Genomic DNA, 17,628 nt, shown 5'->3' with positions numbered 1-17,628 from the left:
GCGTTTTTCTTGATTAGAAGAAAAGCGCTTTTTTATGGCTACATTACACTGGTTCATTACTAAACGCTTGAACCTAACGCTAACAGAACAACTCTCCAGGCGATAAGTGATTCGGATAAGTACCTTCAATCTGGCCTTTTATCACAGCAGCGTCTTCATTATAAGCCTTCCTTGCCAGTTCAATAGAGTTATAGGAAAATATAGAGAATAGAATTCAATATCTGATAATAGGAGCGAATGCAATGGAAGGTAAAGATCTGCTAAAGGTTAACAATAAGAATTTCGTAGTAATGGGAGTGGCAAATGAGCGTAGTATCGCTTGGGGGGTAGCGAAATCCCTCTTTGATGCAGGGGCTAATGTTATCTTTACTTATCGTAAGGAACGATCATTTAAGAAGCTTACAAAGATTCTTGAGAATGAACAGCTAGAGGCGACACATATCGTGCAGTGTGACATTAATGAGGATGAAAGTATTCAAGGAGCGTTTCAGAGTATTGGTGATCAGGTTGGTACAATCCATGGAATTGTTCATTCCATCGCCTTCGCCCACTCCGAAGATTTAAAAGGAGATTTTATTGAGACAAGTCGAAGCGGATATGCTTTCGCACAAGATACAAGTGCTTATTCCTTAATAGCTGTAGCGAAAGCGAGTCGCCCTTTTATGACGGAAGGTGGCTCTATTATAGCTATGAGTTACTTAGGGGCAGAGCGTGTTGTCGAAGGGTACAATGTGATGGGGATTGCCAAAGCTTCTCTCGAGGCAACGGTGAAATACTTAGCCTCAGACTTAGGCGAGGATCAAATACGGGTGAATGCTGTATCGGCGGGTGCGATCCGGACACTTGCTGCTAAAGGAGTACCCTCTTTCAATGAAATTCTTCGGCATATCGAAGAAAAAGCACCACTTAAGAAGAACGTAACTCAAGAAGAAGTAGGGGATATGACCCTTTCTCTCCTTAGTCATTTATCTAGAGGCGTAACAGGAGAAGTGATTTACGTCGACTCGGGGTATCACATAATGGGATAAAGAAATAAGAGGTTCCTTTATAAGGAGCCTCTTTTCATTTATTTGCGTTGTTCTTCTTTCGATCGGTTCATTGTGTAATAGAAAAGAAAAATACCCGTCAAATAGCATAAAGCCGTAAAAAAGAATAAGGAGCAGGTGATTGGTTCAAATAATGTCAGCATTCCGAAGACCAACTGAATAATTGCAGCAATGATTAGAAATGTATAGGTTCTGGACACATGCTGCCCAATTCGCATGTAATGGACTGTAAGAAACGATAATACGTTTGTTGTTAAACTTATAACAAGAAAGATGCCAGCAAAAATCATAAATAAGATGGCCATTGTACTAATGAATTGCAAGAATTCATTGGTTTCTGTGTCTGGTAACCATTGGGTGTCAGTTGAGAGGAAAAAAGAAGAGCCTCCTAAAAAGAATGCAAACCAAAACCCGATAACGGTCCACACCATTATATATAGATTTAACAAGGCCTGTGCAATAGCTCCAATTAACACCGGGAGAACAGCAGGATTTTTCATAACGAATTCCTCCTTAACGGTAAACGCTATTATTGAAGGAAGTATATGCGAGTTATACCTGCTAACATGTTTGTTTTGTGAAACGAATCGGTGGTTTCAATCGTATTTATTTATTGAAAGGGAGTGGGATTGTGGATATACAAGGGATTAACCATATTACGTTTTCTGTATCTGATTTACCTATGTCTATTAAATTTTATGAACAGGTTCTGGGGGCAACTCTGTTGGTAGAAGGAGAAAAAACGGCTTACTTTGATTTAAATGGGTTGTGGATTGCGCTTAATATGGAGAAGGAAATTCCTCGGCGTGAGATAGAAGAATCATATACGCATATCGCATTTACTGTAGCAGAAGAGTCATTTCAAGATGTGGTAGCTCATTTAAAATCATTAGATGTTCGGATGTTAAAAGGGCGGAAACGGGATGAGCTTGATAAAAAATCAATCTATTTCACAGATCCTGATGGGCATAAATTTGAGTTTCATACGGGGACATTGGAGGATCGCTTGTCCTATTATCGACAAGAAAAGGAGAATATGAGATTCTATACATAGAAAGCGGATTCAATTTACAGATTGTTTGGAAAAAGAGGATGAAAGTTTGATGGACAATCTAAAAGATCGTGATAAAATATAAAGAAATTGAAAGTACATATAAGGGAGTTTGGGTAATATGAAACGTTGGGTTAGGAAGACCTTTACGATATTAACCGCCATCGTGACGCTAGGGTTATATGTACCACCTACAACACTTGATGCCGATACAACAGAAAAGAATAAAACCTTTACACCAAAAGAAAATATAGAAGAAAATAAAGCCTCATCGATTCATTCAGCCAATTCTGATCATTTCTTGGACTTACCTGATCTGTCAGATGACGACCATCATTTGGATCCGGAACAACACCTGACTAATCTTGGGGAAGTCGCGAAGGAACAAACGATGACCAAATTAGGGTCTCGCATTTTGGGTCAAATCGATCCGGTTTTTATGGATGATATTCTTGTAACAATTGAAAGTGAAGTAAAACAATTGGTTGAACAAGCGGATGAGAGCAATGTGTTGCAGTATGACATCTCGCTTGATCCTGCTCCAGGTTATGGAGAGAAGATCTTTCATGTGTATAACACCCTTTCTAATGCTGAACTTGCAAGGTTTGATGTGAGAAGAGAAAATCGTCCTGGAGAAGGGTATTGGTTTAATTTTCACTATCACGTAAGTCAAGACCAGTTTGAGAACCATCATGCGGTAGCTGATTTATACTGGGATAAAAACACCCCTCCTAAATGGATGGCATGAATAAAGATCTGTATAGGTCCATATCTCGAATACTCTAGATAATAAAGAGCCCAGACTTCAAGGTCTGGGCTCTTTTATATCCACCGAATCATTCCTTTAAAAAGGGGTTTAACCTTTTGATCTTTCGCATAAACTCATCAAACTGAAAGGCATTTCCTTTGGTTTGGTTATACCACTTCCTGGAGGTTTCGAGCACCCAAAGGGGAATTGCTTTTCCTTTAATGAGTGGATAATATTCTTCGTATCCTTGCTTTAATAGCTCCCATCTAAGGTCGTTCCCTTCATGCACATATTCAGAAACATCAATAACCTTGGCATGCCCGTGCTGCAAAAGAATATTCTTTAAATGGATATCTCTAGGGTTCAATCCCTTCATTTGTACAAATCTTCGTGCTTGTTCCACATCTTCAACAACCTCTGGCGGGATGAGAACGCCTTGTAATAAGCAATCGTAAAGAGATAATCCTTCTTCGAAACTCAGAACAATGTAGTGAGGTCCGGAACCATAAAACGTAGAGAAATAAGGGGAAGGACCAAGGGATCTGTAAACAAACTCCTCATTATCTTTTTTCTCTAGTTTGTCTTGTGCATAGACTTTATAAGCCATATGCGGTTGATTCACATGCCTGAAGACGGCAGCGTCTGTTCCCACCCCTATGCACTCAAAGTATGGGGGGATCTCTTTTATAGTCACCGGTTCATTGTAGGGGTTAGAGCTGACATGTATTTCATCAATCCTGGCAGGTACGTCAAGCTTATTCATAGCACAACGCCTTTCTATAAGGGGGTTGGTTAATCTATGTGGATCGTTCCTATAATATTCCCATAGCTTTGTGTATTTAGGGCTGTTCTTGTTTTATAAGAAAAGGGCAACTGTCCGGGAAAAGCGAGATATAAGAAAACCGCCCAAGACTTTGTTCGTAAAGACAAGCCTTAGGGCGGTTCTTAATCGTTATTGATTTAAAATGATTTCTTCAAGATCATCTACCATTTCGTTAGCAGCCAGGTAACCACCTGCTGTATTCCAGATCGCATCACTTACTTCGTGAACATTTCCCTCTTTTACAACCTCAAGGTTTTGGAACAATGGATCGTTCATCCATTCTTCTGCTAGCTCCGTAGCAGCACCATCTCCGGTTTCATAGGTGAAGTAGAATAGAATGTCACCATCCATGGCCGGAATTCTCTCTTTCGTTGCTTTCTCCATAAAGCCATTTACATCTTGTGGTTCTGGGCGCTCGAACCCAATTTGTTCTAAAATAACTCCAGAGAAGGAATCTTTCTGGTAAATACGTGCGTGATCTGGAAGGAAGCGGACAACAGAAACTTTCTGATCAAGTTTGTCCCCTGCTTTCTCAGCAAAATCGTCTAAACGTTCTTGATATTTAGTAAGAAGTTCTTCACCTTTGTCTTCCATATTTAATGCTTTTGCGTAGGTCTTAAAGTTATCTTGCCATTCTCCTTTAAGCGTTTCAGAGAAGATCGTTGGAGCAACTTCACTTAGTTGGTCATAAATTTTTTCTTGGCGTAGTTTATTTCCGATAATTAAGTCAGGGTCTAGAGAAATGATTTTTTCGATATTTACTTCTGACTCGGTTCCGACTACTTCTACATCTTTCATGCGATCACTAATATGATCGTACCAAGGGTCTCCTGTCCAAGACTTTACAGCTCCGACTGGTGTTACGCCTAGGGCTAGTAAAGCTTCTGTTCCTTCGTTTGTTAAGATGACTACTTTTTCAGGTTTTTCTTCAACAGTTGTTGTACCCATTGCATGTTCAACTGTGTAAGGTTCAAAATCACTCGTATCTTTCTTAGTTTCGTCATCTGATGAAGTGTCTTCAGAAGATGAGCCACAAGCGGCTAGGAATCCTACCGTGAATAGTAACATAAGACTAAGTATGAAATGCTTTTGCTTCATTATGTTATGTCCTCCTAATTGATTATGATTATCATTTACATCTAAGTTGATAATAGCTGTAAACGGATAAAGAGTCAAGAGTAAATGACAATGATTCTCATAATCGTTGACAGCGTTTAAAAGAATCCATACACTTGTAAGTAAGAGTAGTATGTAAGTCACGTTAGGTAGGGGAAGAATATGGTTTTACAGTCCAATCGAACAAGAGGATTCGGCTTTTTGGCAGCCTTGATCATACTCATGATTTGTATGGGATTAAGTTTAGTACTCGGGTATACCGATGTTACATTTCAAGATGCCTGGAGAGCCTTTACAACAGAAGAACAATCAAACACTTTAATTGTTATTCGATCATTACGTTTACCAAGAGTTCTAATTGCCGCGAGTGTAGGAGCATCGTTAGCTTTAGCAGGTGCTTTGCTCCAAGCGCTAACAAGAAATCCTCTTGCTTCTCCTCAAATATTTGGGGTCAATGCAGGGGCTTCATTCTTTGTTGTGATGGCGATCGCTGTCTTCCAATCCCTTCCCCTAGGAATGATGGCGTGGGTTTCATTTATCGGAGCGGCTGTGGCGGCAACGATTGTATATGCCATAGGATCCATTGGGAAAGAAGGGTTGACTCCAGTTCGATTAACATTAGCTGGAGCAGCTATAGCGGCGCTTTTCTCTTCTTTAACCCAAGGCATTCTTGTCTTAAATGAGAAAGCTTTAGATGAAGTACTGTTTTGGTTAGCTGGTAGTGTGCAAGGCAGAAGTCTAGAATACTTACAGCAACTGCTTCCTTATCTCCTTGTGGGGTGGGTTGGAACATTCTTCATCGGGAAGCATTTGAATATTTTAACAATGGGCGAAGATTTAGCGAAAGGTCTTGGCCAGAAGACAGCTTATATTAAGCTTTCAGCAGGAATACTCACTGTCCTGTTATCAGGCGGTGCGGTAGCGATTGCAGGTCCAATTGGATTTATCGGAATTGTGGTACCTCACTTTGCCAGGTACATCGTTGGCTATGATCATCGATGGATTTTACCTTATTCCGCGATATTAGGTGGTATTCTTTTGCTTTTAGCCGATATCAGTGCGAGATTTATTATTATGCCTGAAGAAGTACCTGTCGGTGTCATGACGGCAATTATTGGTACTCCATTCTTTATTTATATTGCCCGAAAAGGATTGAAATCAACATGAGTAGATACGTAAAGATACGCTCCAGAAAAGATCGCATATCCTTTTTTCTAGAAAAACGGGCTTTGATGTATTTTAGCCTCTTTTTTGGCTTGTTATGCTTCTTATTTGTATTAGCAGCTTCCCTCGGAGAAACCTTTATCCCTCCACTTGATGCTATAAAGGTGTTCTTCGGAGGAGGGACCGACGTGCAGAACTTAATTATTGAAACGTTGAGGCTCCCTAGAATGATTGTTGCGTTATTTGTTGGAGTAGGGCTAGCTTTAAGTGGGGCCATCCTCCAGGGGATGATCCGAAATCCTTTAGCGTCACCAGATATCATCGGGATATCGGGAGGGGGAGCGGTTGCGGTTGTTTTATTTTTAACACTATTTAGTGATGAAACGGACTCCTTAACCGTAAGTATTCATTGGATGCCAGTAGCCGCTTTTATCGGAGCTAGTTTAGTTGGGATTTTTGTTTATCTCTTAGCGTATAAAAATGGGGTCTCCCCCATGAGAATTATCTTGATTGGTATCGGTTTGTCGGCTTTAACTCAGGCCGTAACCAATACCTTAATGATTGTAGGGCCCATCTATAGAGCTTCTCAAGCTAATGTGTGGCTAACGGGAAGTGTCTACGGGGCTAACTGGGCCCAGGTGAAAATTATTGTTCCTTCCATACTGATCCTTGTACTGGTATCTCTATTAATTTCAAGAAGGATAAACGTACAAGAGCTTGGAGAGGAATTAGCGGCAGGTGTTGGTTCACACCTCCAACGGGACCGCTTCTTATTCTTATTAGTAAGTACAGCTTTAGCTGGTATTGCTGTCTCGTTTGCTGGTGGTGTTGGGTTCGTAGGATTAATGGCTCCTCATATTGCAAGGAGGCTCGTTGGTTCTTCTTATGGCGCTTTACTGCCTCTATCTGGTTTAATTGGAGCGATCCTTGTAATAGGCGCAGACTTAATCGGTCGTACATTGTTCTTGCCAAACATTGTTCCTGCAGGTGTATTTACCGCAACAATCGGGGCGCCTTACTTTATCTTTTTACTATTTTCAAAAAAGCAGGCTTAAAGGAGAGGTACACATGAATAATTTTAAAACAGATCATGTAACGCTTGGCTATGGGGAAAAGACCATTCTGAATGAATTAAATATAGAGATTCCAAAAGGAGAAATCACAGTCTTTGTAGGAGGAAATGGTTGTGGGAAATCGACTCTTCTTCGTTCAATGGCTCGGTTATTAAAGCCTCAGAGTGGTCATGTCGTACTTGATGGCAAAGCCATCTCAAAAATGTCTACTAAATCTGTGGCACAACAGCTTGCGATTCTTCCTCAAAGCCCAGTCACTCCAGAAGGATTAACCGTTCTTCAGCTTGTTAAGCAAGGGCGCTATCCTTATCAAAATTGGTTTAAACAATGGTCACAAGAAGATGAAGATGCTGTAGAGCAGGCGCTTCGAGACACTAATTTAGAAGAGTTGAAAGAGCGTACAGTTGATTCGTTATCAGGGGGACAACGTCAACGAGCCTGGATTGCCATGACGCTGGCACAGGATACGGATATTATCTTACTGGATGAGCCAACAACCTACTTGGATATGACCTATCAGATCGAAATATTGGATCTCTTATTTGAACTAAATGAACGTGAGGGCAGAACTGTTGTGATGGTTCTTCATGATTTGAACCTCGCTTCAAGATATGCGCACAATATCGTGGCATTAAAAGACCAGACTGTTTATGCACAAGGGAAACCTGAAGAAGTCGTAACGTGTCAATTCGTTCAAGACGTATTTAGTATGACGTGTAACGTCACGAGTGATCCGATTTTCGGTACGCCAATGTGTATTCCTTATGGACGTGGGCGTTGTTTAATAAAGGAAAGTGTGATGGCTAGTGAACCTAACGCTGGCTGAAATCGAGACATTAGATGATCATTTCAGATACTATCACCCGTCTTATTACGACAAGAAACAACGTTTAGAAGAGATCCGTTTAGATGCCTTTACAGATGAGGAACTATTTACGGCTGTGCTCAAACAAGTTAGGTCCTTTCTGTCATCTGAATCCGAAATGGCGACGGCCTCTTTGCTCTCAAAAAGGTTAGGGTATTATTTTGTGACCGGAATGCTTGCTCCAATGAGCCTCTACTCTAAAATGCCTGTTATGGAATTAGAGGATAAGAAGTTGATCCGGATAGATGATACAAAGATGTGGTTTCCTAAATGGAGTAATGAGTCCCGTGAAGTTCTTCTAATTGAAAATAGAGATAGGGAAAAGGCTGTTTCCAACCATTTCAAACAGTTAATTGAAAAGATGATCTATCCCATATTCAATACCATTAACCAGGTGACGCGCCTGCCTATGAAAACAATGTGGGAAAGCTTTGCTACGTATGTGTATTGGTTTTATGAGCAGTTTGCTCATGAAATTGCTGACGAAAAACAAGCAGATACGGTTCGCCGTGACTTTAGAGTCCTGCGTGAAGTAGAGGCGCAAGTTTTCAGGCAAAAGCAGAATCCGATTGATTCTTTCACGTTGCGTAAGGAAGAAGGGAAGGAGAAGCGGAAGTTCTGTTGTCTGACTTACCAATTAAATAATGAGCACTCCTATTGCAAAGTTTGTCCGCTTCTTAAAAATTAAGAAGCGGCTTTTTTGTTTTGCTCTGTTAAAGTTGGTTGTTGATTTTTTACACGTTACATTTTAGTCCCTAATATGGAGCACCTGAAAGTGAGAATGTTTCCGCTAGCGTTAGTCTGAGCGTAAGGTGGTTCGGGAAATCACTCGCTTTCCGCGGCCCCACACGAGGAGGCTCGACAGCTCGCCCGCGGAAAGCGAGTCGTTCCCCAGACACCCCCAGCACTAGTCAATAAAGACGGCCCCATCTACACTTAAATGTCTCAGCTTTGGGTATTGAACAAGCCTATAAAATAACAACACTAAACTATAACAGAGCCTTGTGTTCAAGCAGCACTTAAATCGCCTGCTTTGTGTAAATGAACTTAAAACAAGGAGTTTCACATGGAAGGTTGGTTATTTAGTCATGAGGGATTTCTTCCGTTTTGCGCCCCACGATTGTTGGGGCGCAGGGGGAAGTGGGTAATGAGAGAAGCAAATGGGGGTGGTAGCATTCGTGTGTTTCTAAAACATTGTTTAAAAAAGAGGCACTGAGCTTTGGGCTAAAGGTCGTGTTCATTTACATACCTATAATGCTTTTTGTTGTTCACTGCTATTAGAATATGTTGTAGGAGGGGTAATAGGCTTTGCAGGGGTGTGTTGGATTTGATCAATAATGTAATTCGCAACAAATTCTTGTAGTTGCTCTTCTTGGCAATGCTTAACGATTTGGAGTAAATCTTTGTGATCCATTTGCTCAATAATAGAATGAACAAATAGAGGTAAGTAATCATCCGTTTCGAAATATTTCTTGTATAGCTCGGCTAAACTATCGGCTATTTTCATAATCAACTTCCTTTCCCTCATTCTCAAAAGTCTATCTTTGTTCATTACCTTATGCGGCTTTTTTAAAATGTTGTTCATAATTCGATAAATAAGTGCAAAAAGTATAGGATAGGAGGGTGAAGTTTATGGAAAATAAAAAAAGAACGTTTTATATCAACCTGGGCTCTCGAGAAATTTCTCAAATTAGAGATGGCAATAACGATGTCTTTACCATCCAAGCAACAGAGGAAGAAATGTTTAGGTTGCGGCAAGTTCTAAACGAGGTGTTTGGGGCAGATGAGCGGTCGTTTTGGCGATCTCATATTCCATTTCGCCATTACTCCGAGGATTCGGAGAATGATGATTATGATTATTCCATGCGAGAGGCTTATAAAATGATTTATGAACTGGGAGACGACAAAACGAAGGAATTTATTAAGTCGATTGGTATGGATCATGATGAAGACTCGGCCAGAATTTATGGAGAACACGATCCCCTAGCATAAAAGAAGAGGTCACTCAACGAGTGACCTCTTCTTGAGGATTGCGTACCTCAACGGTTTGTGATGCTAGTAAGTTATTCAAGAATAGGATGGGGTGAAGGCTCGAGGCTGAGACCCTTCAGTGTGGAAGGGGCCTTTATGTATAAAGGGCTAGGGGTGTCTGGGGAACGACTCGCTTTCCGCAGGCGAGCTGTCGAGCCTCCTCCTTCACTTCGTTCAGTCCGTGGTCTCGTCAACCTCTTCCTCTTGCAGGAGTCTCCTCGTCCCCCAGACACTCCTTGCCAAAATTGGTTTAACGGCCCCACAGCTAATTCCTGGGGTAGACTCAGCATTTTGCTTTGTAATTTGGTATGTTTCCGTTATCTACATATGGCAAGGTTGTGCGAGAAATTGCGAGCCCCCTGCAAAATGAAGCAAAGTTGTGCAGTCTTTCTCATTTTCTTCTCCTCCTCGGAATCAAATTGTTTGATTTCGAGTTTATTTCATGCTGTAAAAGGAAAAAAGGTTAGTAACACATCATAAGAAACAGGGGGCAACAGTTATGAACCTAGGTAAGTCTATTGCAATCATTCCTATTATTTTGGTAGCGTTACTAATAGTGATATCAAATCAACAGCCTTCATCACTAAGTGCCGAGAACCAATTATCAGGAAGTGATCACACCGGTCATACAGACATTACGTTCCACCAAAAACAAGAAGAAAAACCTGTACTTACATCTTCTGTAAACGAAGTGGAGGAGAAAACTGTTTTAACAGAAGAAACCATAATATCTCTTACCAATCAATTTATGGATCAACTCATACAAGAGTCCAATCAAGGCTATAGAGTCGCTGCATATGATAGTAAAGAAGCGTTAATTGAGTCGTTCTCATCCATAGCAAAAAAATCAGTTGCTAAGGAATATGTTGATTTTTATTATAAAGAATATAATAATGGACTGTATATCCTTCCAACTGATACACCACCTTGGTTTAAAGAAAATGAGTCGTATACCACCGAAACAGTAAAAGGTGACCGTATTAAAGTGACTCAAGAGAACACAAGCGAACTATACGGACAGTACACTGTTTCATTTTTCTTTATGCACACAGATGAAGGTTGGGTTATTGATGGCATAAACCATTCATAGTGAATAGGAAATGAAGCAATAAAGGCAGTTGATCGTTATTGATTACGTTTTATGATTATTACCATAATGAAGTGAAGCTTTCTTTTACCGATCATCCTTTTTCTGAATACCCGAAACATGTGTGGGTCATTAGCCGTTACAATGGAAAATGGCTTCTTACAGAACACAAAGACCGGGGAATTGAGTTTCCTGGTGGGAAAGTGGAAGAAGGAGAGACTCCAGAACAAGCGGCGATTCGCGAAGTGATGGAGGAAACCGGTGGAGAGGTAGAAGCTTTATCCTATATCGGTCAGTATCATGTAGACGGAAAAGGTGGATGTATAATAAAAAACATTTATTTTGCAACCATCTCTAATCTGACTAAACAGGAATCTTATTTCGAAACGAAAGGACCTGTTTGCTTAGATTCGTTACCGAAAGGGTTAGAGCGAAACTCTCAATTTAGTTTCATGATGAAAGATGAGGTATTGCCTCACAGCTTAGACTACATTAAGAAAACTCAGCTCTTGGATTAACTTCCGAGAAGCTGAGTTTTTTTCTTTTTCATTCTTTATTCTCTAATGAGTTTTCGTTCTAGCCGTTCAACAAGTTGATACATAATGGCAGCAAAGATCGCAATGATCATAAGGCTTGAAAGGACTAATGTGAAATCAAAAACTTGGAATCCGTAAATGATTAAGTAGCCTAATCCTTTCTGAGAAACAAGAAATTCTCCCACAATAACCCCAACCCATGAGAGTCCGACGTTCACTTTGAAGGTCGATATAATGGTAGGTGAAGACGCGGGAAGGATGGCTTCTTTAAAAATCTGAAATCGATTTGCCCCAAAGCTTGAGAGCACCTTAACATAATTTCGGTCGACACCTTGAAAAGCCGAATAGACCACAATGGTGGTAATGATTACCGATATTATTGCACCCATCGCTATGATCGAGAAATACCCAGGTCCAAGGGCTACGATAATAATAGGCCCAAGCGCTACTTTAGGCATTGCATTTAATATTACAAGATAAGGGTCAATGACTTTCGAGAGCTTAGGGAACCACCACAAGGCGGCCGCTAGAACGATTCCTAAGAGTGTGCCAAGGACGAAGCCCGCTATCGTTTCGAGCAGGGTTACACGCATATGAAGGAAGATTGATCCATCTGTTATTTTCGTTACTAATAAATCGCCAATTTTAGCTGGTGAGCTAAAGAGGAGGGGATCTACCCATCTTAATCGACTGCTCACTTCCCATAAACTAAAAAAACTGATGAAGATCAACAATTGCCATAGAAATATAGAACGTTTTTCTTTTTGAAGATGCTTTAAATACTGTTTAAAACGAGCTTCATCTTGCGTTTGATTCGGATTCAAGCTGATCTAACTCCTTCCAAATAGTTTGGAACAAATCATTAAAGTCAGCGTGTTGTCTTGCTTCAAATGGAGTGAGATTGCGTAAATGGTCAGGAACTTGAAACGTTTTTGCAATCCTCCCAGGGCGAGCTTTAAGCACATACACAGTGTCACTCATCGCGATTGCTTCCCCAATATCATGAGTGACTAATACTGAGGTTTTCTTGTATTGTTTCAAGGTATCTGATACGAGATTCTCAAGTTTTAGTTTGGTCTGATAGTCAAGTGCGGAGAAAGGTTCATCAAGTAGCAGGAGCTTCGGGTCTGTCATGAGGGTTCTTGCTAAAGCAGCGCGTTGTCGCATCCCTCCTGAAAGTTGGCTTGGATAAGAAGATATAACACTCTCAAGGCCGATTTCTTTTAAGATTTGAAGAGCTTTCTCTTTTTTCATTTCCGTGACCGTCCCTTGAATATGAGGACCAAGTAGAACGTTTTCTTGTATGGTCTTCCATGGGAACAAATAATCTTGCTGCAACATGTAACCAATATTATTGTGGTCACTTGGCTGCTGTTGAATGGTTACGGTTCCTTCTGTTGGAGTCAGTAATCCGGCTATGATGGATAGTAGTGTCGTCTTTCCGCAGCCGCTAGGGCCGAGGAAGGAAATAAAGTGTCCTTCCTCAACAGAAAGCGAGATGTCTTCAATGGCTTTCGTGAACCCTTGTTTTGAGAAGTAATGGTGAGTGATCTGATCAAGGCTGAGGAAAGTCATTGTGTTCACTCCTTATTCATTACGTCTTCTGCAATGTCCGTGTTAACGAGCGTCTCATGATCTACATCTTCTGGGAGTTCTCCCGCTTCTTCCATAATTGCCTTTAGGTTGTTCCATTCTTCTTTATCAAGAACAGGGTTTTCAGCATAGGACCCTTGACTTTTATAACGATCGACAACCGTTTCGATTAATTCCAGTTCCGTGTCTTCAAAATAGGGTTGAATAACATCGGCGATTTCTCCCGCTGAGTGGTTTTGCACCCACTGCTGAGCTTTATATATAGCACGCGTGAACTTTTTCATTTCTTCTGGGTTCTCTTCTAAGAAACTGTTCTTAGCCATGAAAACTGTATAAGGGACATGACCCGACTCTTCACCAAAGGAGGCAACAATGTGACCTTTTCCTTCACGCTCAAAGATACTAGCAGTTGGTTCAAACAGTTGTACGTAATCTCCTGTACCAGAAGCAAAGGCATTTGGGATATTGGCAAAGTCTACATTCTGAATCAATGTAAGGTCCTCTTTAGGGTTAATTCCTTTCTCTTTTAACACATATTCTCCGACCATTTGTGGCATTCCGCCCTTCCGCTGTCCAAGGAAGGTACTTCCCTTTAAATCCTCCCATTTAAAATCGGGCTGTTCCTCTCGGGCAACCAGGAAAGTACCGTCTGTTTGGGTAAGCTGAGCTACGTTAATGACAGGGTCTGAAGCTCCTCTTGCATAGACATAAATGGACGTTTCAGAGCCAACTAGAGCAATATCTGCCCCATCAGATAGAAGAGTGGTCATTGTTTTGTCTCCACCCCAAGTAGTGGCTAATTCAACCTCAAGGCCTTCATCTTCGAAAAAACCTTTCTCTAAAGCTACGTATTGTGGAGCATAGAAGATCGAGCGCGTTACTTCAGCTACTTTAATCGTTGTAGGCGATTGAGAACATGCAGCTAAGGGGAATGTAAGTAAAGCAAGCAGCGAAACATATAAAAGAAAGCGAATCTTTTTCATTACGGGTAATCCTCCTGTAAGATCATTATCATTAGCTACGTTATCGTATGTCGCTGCTAAAAATTGTGTGAATGCCTACAAAGGAGTTTTCTTATGCAAGATGGTACGATCCTATCAAGTCAACGATATCCTTCCCCTCATCCAGATTTAAACGTGTTCCTAGTGACGTACTGGAGTGATGGACTCAGAGTAAAAGGTTTCTTAGTTGAGCCGAAAGAAGAGGGAGAATACCCGGGATTTTTATACTTACGTGGAGGCATTAAGGGTGTTGGTAAGGTTCGAATCGGTAGAATTGTTCAATTTGCTGCACAAGGGTTTGTTGTGTTCGCACCTTGTTATCGTGGAAATATGGGCGGAGAGGGACGAGAGGATTTTGCCTTAAAGGACCGTGAAGATGGCCATAATGGAGCAAGGTTATTATTTAATCATCCAAAAGTGAACGGAGAAGTAAACGTATTTGGTTTCTCCCGCGGTGGAGTAATGGGACTATGGACAGCCCTTGAGGTACCTGGGATTCATAAGGTTGTATGCTGGGGAGGAGTTACAGATGTAGGTTTAACCTATGAAGAGAGGGTCGATCTAAGGAGAATGCTAAAACGTGTCGTCGGTGGAGGGCCTAACAAATATCCTGAACGTTTTGAAGCCAGGACTCCGCTAGGTAAAATAGGGGAATTGCGTACCCCGGTCTGCATCATTCACGGGGCTAAAGACCAAAATGTATCTGTTGAACACGCTCGTCTTCTTGAACAAAAATTAAGGGAGTTTGACATACCGCATACGAGTTGGATCTATCATGATTTGGATCATTACTTTCCACCTCAAATTAACAGAAGAACTGTGCAGCAATTAACAGATTGGCTCAAGCAATAGGCTTTTTGGTTGATTTACAGTGTTCCATGTAATCCCCCCTCTAAAAGGAGTACTTGAAAGTGAGGAAATGTTTCCGTTAGCGCTAATTAAGCGTAAGGTGGTTCGGGAAATCACTCGCTTTCCGCGGCGAGCTGGGAAGCCTCCTCGTTCGCTAACGCTCTCTGTGGGGTCTTCCCTAGGCTCCTCTTGCCACAGGAGTCTCGCAATTTCCCGAACCACCTTTGCCAAATGTTGAAGGAACGGAAACAAGCCGAATTAGGAGGGGGAATGGTGAATCTGTGCCAACAATTAAGTTGCGGGGCCGTTTCGCATATTTTAATAAGGGGTGACTGGGGAACGGGGAGACTCCTACGGGAGAAAGAGGTAGACGAGACCCCGGAATGAGCGTAGCGATTGAGGAGGCTCGACAGCTCGCCCGTGGAAAGCGAGTCGTTCCCCAGTCACCCCTTACTCTCATCAACATAACGGCCCCATCTAAACTTAAATGTCCCAGCATCGAGTTTTAAGTAACCCTATCCTATTCTGGAATAAGCTTATACACAGCACTAAATTTTAACAGAGCCAAACAATAAAAACGGCTATCCTTTAGAGGATAGCCGTTTATTTATATATTTGGAGATGTGGGAGCGAAATTTACGTTCTGAACGTTGGGCCTGATTTGCGGATTTCTTCGCTGACCCCGTCAAATTTCTTGAAGTTCTCATGGAACTTGGTAGCAAGTTCATGAGCTTTCTCTTCATATTCGTTTTCATCTTTCCAAGTGCGCTTTGGAATTAATACATCATCTGGAACTCCAGGACAATGAACAGGGATCTCTAGTCCGAAGATTGGATCGACAACTGTTTCAGTAGAATTGAGTTCTCCTTCTAGAGCTGCATGAATCATAGCGCGGGTGTGGCCAAGCTTCATGCGATGACCTTCCCCATATGCGCCGCCAGTCCATCCTGTATTTACAAGGAATACGTTTGAGTTGAACTGATCAATCTTCTCTCCAAGCATTTCCGCATAGGTTGATGCATGCCTAGGTAGGAATGGAGAGCCGAAACACGTGGAGAATGTTGCTTCTGGACTTGTCACTCCTCGTTCTGTTCCTGCTAGTTTGCTCGTATATCCACTTAAGAAATGGTACATCGCTTGTTCCTTAGTCAGCTTGCTAATCGGTGGTAAGACGCCGAAAGCATCCGCTGTAAGAAAGATAATGGTATTTGGATGACCAGCGATACTTGGCTCAACGATATTATGGATGTTCTGGATTGGGTAAGCGACTCTTGTATTCTCTGTTAAAGTTGTATCATCGTAGTCAGGTTCTCTGGTACCTGGGTGCAAGATGACATTCTCAAGAACAGACCCGAACCGAATAGCTTTATAGATTTGAGGCTCGTTTTCTTCAGATAGATTAATGCATTTTGCATAACATCCACCTTCGATATTGAATACGCCACGATTTGACCATCCATGCTCGTCATCACCAATTAAACGACGCTCTGGATCGGCGGATAAGGTCGTTTTCCCAGTACCGGAAAGTCCGAAGAATAACGCTACATCTCCCTCTTTTCCAACGTTAGCAGAACAGTGCATTGGGAGTACATCTTGTTCAGGTAGAAGGTAGTTCATAACGGAGAAGATCGACTTTTTAATTTCTCCAGCATATTCTGTACCACCGATTAGGACGACGCGGTGTTTGAATGAGACCATTATGAAGGCTTCTGAATTCGTGCCATCTTGGGCTGGATCTGCTTTAAAGGAAGGGGCAGATATTACAGTGAATTCGCTTACATGTTCGGCGAGTTCATCTTCTGTTGGACGAATAAATAGTTGGTGAGCAAAAAGATTATGCCATGCACGTTCGTTGATAATTTGGATTGGTAAACGGTAGCGTTCGTCTGCTCCAGCAAAACCATTAAATACAAATACCTCTTCTTTTTCCTTTAAGAAATCAACTACTTTATGGTAAAGGTTTTCAAAAATCTCCTCTGAAATTGGTTGGTTTACACTTCCCCAGTCTACAGTGTCTTTTGAAACTTCGTCTTTCACGGTAAACTTATCTTGAGGCGAACGGCCAGTATAACGTCCTGTTTCGGCTCTGATCGCTCCTGTTGCTGTTAATGTACCTTCGTTCCGCTGAAGAACTTTTTCAACGAGTTCTCCCACACATAAATTGGTTAATACGTTAGGTTGTGTAATTAATTCTTTGATTATGGACGCTTGATTCACCGTATTCATGCTCAAGAACCTGCCTTTATTTTAAATTTTGAACTTTGGATCTTTGCCAAAGCCATTTTAAATTACGTAAATGCCTATGCATTCTATTATCCAATCCGGGGTTTTAAATAGCGGATCAGATGCAATTTGTAATTAGTATAACACATTCATTTTATTAGTCCATACTATTTTATAATGAAATTACGGCGAATTTGTGACTATAAATGTAAAATAAATTAAAAAGATAGGAGATGGTAGCAAGGATGTGAGCTAGAAAATGATCGGTGCTATATAAAGGTTATTAGAGAACAGAACAAATAGCTACCGATTTGATTCCTTAATTTACTTCGATGTTCGAGTAGCTTTTTCCTTTTTAAGAGTTATCTTTATGAAAAAGCTTATAGAACGGGTTACAAAATGAACAGAAATAATGGTACATG

General features: G+C 41.2%; 19 protein-coding genes. 11 read left to right on the top strand and 8 right to left on the bottom strand.

The window, feature by feature from the left end; translation table 11 throughout:
• The first annotated feature begins 242 nt into the window (after positions 1-242).
• Entirely contained in the window at positions 243-1,028 is a 786-nt protein-coding gene (gene fabI, locus LQ226_RS15100) for an enoyl-ACP reductase FabI (protein ID WP_231418792.1), read from the top strand.
• Positions 1,029-1,066: 38 nt separating this feature from the next.
• Here fabI and LQ226_RS15095 read toward each other — a convergent pair whose 3' ends face one another.
• Positions 1,067-1,546 (bottom strand): hypothetical protein, encoded by a 480-nt coding sequence (locus LQ226_RS15095; protein ID WP_231418791.1) that lies wholly within the window; start codon positions 1,544-1,546, stop codon positions 1,067-1,069.
• 131 nt (positions 1,547-1,677) lie between these two features.
• Between LQ226_RS15095 and fosB the strand changes: the two genes are divergently transcribed.
• Positions 1,678-2,100: a metallothiol transferase FosB gene (gene fosB / locus LQ226_RS15090; protein WP_231419046.1), complete on the top strand. Its 423-nt coding sequence runs from the start codon at positions 1,678-1,680 to the stop codon at positions 2,098-2,100.
• A 118-nt stretch (positions 2,101-2,218) separates the two neighbouring features.
• On the top strand, positions 2,219-2,845 hold the full coding sequence (locus tag LQ226_RS15085; protein ID WP_231418790.1) for a YpjP family protein: 627 nt from the start codon (positions 2,219-2,221) through the stop codon (positions 2,843-2,845).
• Positions 2,846-2,933: 88 nt separating this feature from the next.
• On the opposite strand, the gene LQ226_RS15080 is transcribed toward LQ226_RS15085, so the two are convergent.
• Together LQ226_RS15080 and LQ226_RS15075 are read right to left on the bottom strand one after the other, a co-directional pair.
• Positions 2,934-3,608, bottom strand: a complete 675-nt coding sequence (locus LQ226_RS15080; RefSeq protein ID WP_231418789.1) for a protein kinase family protein — start codon at positions 3,606-3,608, stop codon at positions 2,934-2,936.
• Positions 3,609-3,797: 189 nt separating this feature from the next.
• Positions 3,798-4,766 (bottom strand): ABC transporter substrate-binding protein, encoded by a 969-nt coding sequence (locus LQ226_RS15075; protein ID WP_231418788.1) that lies wholly within the window; start codon positions 4,764-4,766, stop codon positions 3,798-3,800.
• Between the two features lie 180 nt (positions 4,767-4,946).
• Between LQ226_RS15075 and LQ226_RS15070 the strand changes: the two genes are divergently transcribed.
• From LQ226_RS15070 to LQ226_RS15055, 4 genes are read left to right on the top strand one after another with little or no spacing between them, the layout of a single operon-like run.
• Positions 4,947-5,951 carry a FecCD family ABC transporter permease gene (locus LQ226_RS15070; RefSeq protein WP_231418787.1) on the top strand — a complete coding sequence of 335 codons (1,005 nt, stop codon included), beginning with the start codon at positions 4,947-4,949 and terminating at the stop codon, positions 5,949-5,951.
• Positions 5,948-7,003 carry a FecCD family ABC transporter permease gene (locus tag LQ226_RS15065; RefSeq protein WP_231418786.1) on the top strand — a complete coding sequence of 352 codons (1,056 nt, stop codon included), beginning with the start codon at positions 5,948-5,950 and terminating at the stop codon, positions 7,001-7,003. Before LQ226_RS15070 ends, LQ226_RS15065 begins: the two co-directional genes overlap by 4 nt.
• Before the next feature lie 13 nt (positions 7,004-7,016).
• Positions 7,017-7,847 (top strand): ABC transporter ATP-binding protein, encoded by an 831-nt coding sequence (locus tag LQ226_RS15060; RefSeq protein WP_231418785.1) that lies wholly within the window; start codon positions 7,017-7,019, stop codon positions 7,845-7,847.
• The gene (locus LQ226_RS15055) at positions 7,828-8,574 is read left to right on the top strand and encodes a hypothetical protein (protein WP_231418784.1); all 747 of its coding nucleotides are present in this window, start codon (positions 7,828-7,830) and stop codon (positions 8,572-8,574) included. Before LQ226_RS15060 ends, LQ226_RS15055 begins: the two co-directional genes overlap by 20 nt.
• Before the next feature lie 561 nt (positions 8,575-9,135).
• On the opposite strand, the gene LQ226_RS15050 is transcribed toward LQ226_RS15055, so the two are convergent.
• Positions 9,136-9,393, bottom strand: coding sequence for a DUF6154 family protein (locus LQ226_RS15050; RefSeq protein WP_231418783.1), 258 nt, complete (start codon positions 9,391-9,393; stop codon positions 9,136-9,138).
• 125 nt (positions 9,394-9,518) lie between these two features.
• On the opposite strand from LQ226_RS15050, the gene LQ226_RS15045 reads away from it, so the two are divergent.
• The 3 genes from LQ226_RS15045 to ytkD all read left to right on the top strand — a co-directional run bounded on the left by LQ226_RS15045 (position 9,519) and on the right by ytkD (position 11,522).
• Positions 9,519-9,878 (top strand): hydrolase, encoded by a 360-nt coding sequence (locus tag LQ226_RS15045; protein WP_231418782.1) that lies wholly within the window; start codon positions 9,519-9,521, stop codon positions 9,876-9,878.
• A gap of 538 nt (positions 9,879-10,416) precedes the next feature.
• The gene (locus tag LQ226_RS15040) at positions 10,417-11,007 is read left to right on the top strand and encodes a hypothetical protein (RefSeq protein WP_231418781.1); all 591 of its coding nucleotides are present in this window, start codon (positions 10,417-10,419) and stop codon (positions 11,005-11,007) included.
• A gap of 38 nt (positions 11,008-11,045) precedes the next feature.
• Entirely contained in the window at positions 11,046-11,522 is a 477-nt protein-coding gene (ytkD, locus tag LQ226_RS15035; RefSeq protein ID WP_231418780.1) for an RNA deprotection pyrophosphohydrolase, read from the top strand.
• Between the two features lie 35 nt (positions 11,523-11,557).
• Here ytkD and LQ226_RS15030 read toward each other — a convergent pair whose 3' ends face one another.
• Genes LQ226_RS15030 through LQ226_RS15020 form a run of 3 tightly spaced genes read right to left on the bottom strand, consistent with a single transcriptional unit; the run spans position 11,558 to position 14,116 of the window.
• On the bottom strand, positions 11,558-12,370 hold the full coding sequence (locus LQ226_RS15030; protein WP_231419045.1) for an ABC transporter permease: 813 nt from the start codon (positions 12,368-12,370) through the stop codon (positions 11,558-11,560).
• Positions 12,339-13,115 carry an ABC transporter ATP-binding protein gene (locus LQ226_RS15025; protein ID WP_231418779.1) on the bottom strand — a complete coding sequence of 259 codons (777 nt, stop codon included), beginning with the start codon at positions 13,113-13,115 and terminating at the stop codon, positions 12,339-12,341. The genes LQ226_RS15030 and LQ226_RS15025 overlap by 32 nt, the downstream gene beginning before the upstream one ends.
• A gap of 5 nt (positions 13,116-13,120) precedes the next feature.
• Positions 13,121-14,116, bottom strand: a complete 996-nt coding sequence (locus LQ226_RS15020) for an ABC transporter substrate-binding protein (protein WP_231418778.1) — start codon at positions 14,114-14,116, stop codon at positions 13,121-13,123.
• Positions 14,117-14,209: 93 nt separating this feature from the next.
• On the opposite strand from LQ226_RS15020, the gene LQ226_RS15015 reads away from it, so the two are divergent.
• A complete protein-coding gene (locus LQ226_RS15015; protein WP_231418777.1) occupies positions 14,210-14,986 on the top strand; it encodes an alpha/beta hydrolase family protein in 777 nt (258 codons plus the stop codon).
• Positions 14,987-15,619: 633 nt separating this feature from the next.
• Here LQ226_RS15015 and pckA read toward each other — a convergent pair.
• Complete coding sequence (pckA, locus tag LQ226_RS15010) at positions 15,620-17,209, bottom strand: phosphoenolpyruvate carboxykinase (ATP) (protein ID WP_231418776.1); 1,590 nt, start codon at positions 17,207-17,209, stop codon at positions 15,620-15,622.
• Positions 17,210-17,628 lie beyond the last annotated feature (419 nt).

It is taken from the genome of Pontibacillus sp. HN14 (assembly GCF_021129245.1).
Taxonomy (GTDB): Bacteria; Bacillota; Bacilli; order Bacillales; family BH030062; genus Pontibacillus.
Note: the sequence above shows the minus strand (reverse complement) of the source record. Positions and strands in the feature narration are given on the sequence as shown.

Excerpts from the sequence above, each read along its gene's own strand:
- pckA (WP_231418776.1), bottom strand. The coding sequence starts at position 17,209 with ATGAATACGGTGAATCAAGCGTCCATAATCAAAGAATTAATTACACAA.
- fabI (WP_231418792.1), top strand. The coding sequence starts at position 243 with ATGGAAGGTAAAGATCTGCTAAAGGTTAACAATAAGAATTTCGTAGTA.
- LQ226_RS15050 (WP_231418783.1), bottom strand. The coding sequence starts at position 9,393 with ATGAAAATAGCCGATAGTTTAGCCGAGCTATACAAGAAATATTTCGAA.
- LQ226_RS15020 (WP_231418778.1), bottom strand. The coding sequence starts at position 14,116 with ATGAAAAAGATTCGCTTTCTTTTATATGTTTCGCTGCTTGCTTTACTT.
- LQ226_RS15085 (WP_231418790.1), top strand. The coding sequence starts at position 2,219 with ATGAAACGTTGGGTTAGGAAGACCTTTACGATATTAACCGCCATCGTG.
- LQ226_RS15075 (WP_231418788.1), bottom strand. The coding sequence starts at position 4,766 with ATGAAGCAAAAGCATTTCATACTTAGTCTTATGTTACTATTCACGGTA.
- LQ226_RS15080 (WP_231418789.1), bottom strand. The coding sequence starts at position 3,608 with ATGAATAAGCTTGACGTACCTGCCAGGATTGATGAAATACATGTCAGC.
- LQ226_RS15025 (WP_231418779.1), bottom strand. The coding sequence starts at position 13,115 with ATGACTTTCCTCAGCCTTGATCAGATCACTCACCATTACTTCTCAAAA.
- LQ226_RS15060 (WP_231418785.1), top strand. The coding sequence starts at position 7,017 with ATGAATAATTTTAAAACAGATCATGTAACGCTTGGCTATGGGGAAAAG.
- LQ226_RS15065 (WP_231418786.1), top strand. The coding sequence starts at position 5,948 with ATGAGTAGATACGTAAAGATACGCTCCAGAAAAGATCGCATATCCTTT.
- LQ226_RS15015 (WP_231418777.1), top strand. The coding sequence starts at position 14,210 with ATGCAAGATGGTACGATCCTATCAAGTCAACGATATCCTTCCCCTCAT.
- LQ226_RS15070 (WP_231418787.1), top strand. The coding sequence starts at position 4,947 with ATGGTTTTACAGTCCAATCGAACAAGAGGATTCGGCTTTTTGGCAGCC.
- LQ226_RS15040 (WP_231418781.1), top strand. The coding sequence starts at position 10,417 with ATGAACCTAGGTAAGTCTATTGCAATCATTCCTATTATTTTGGTAGCG.
- LQ226_RS15095 (WP_231418791.1), bottom strand. The coding sequence starts at position 1,546 with ATGAAAAATCCTGCTGTTCTCCCGGTGTTAATTGGAGCTATTGCACAG.
- LQ226_RS15045 (WP_231418782.1), top strand. The coding sequence starts at position 9,519 with ATGGAAAATAAAAAAAGAACGTTTTATATCAACCTGGGCTCTCGAGAA.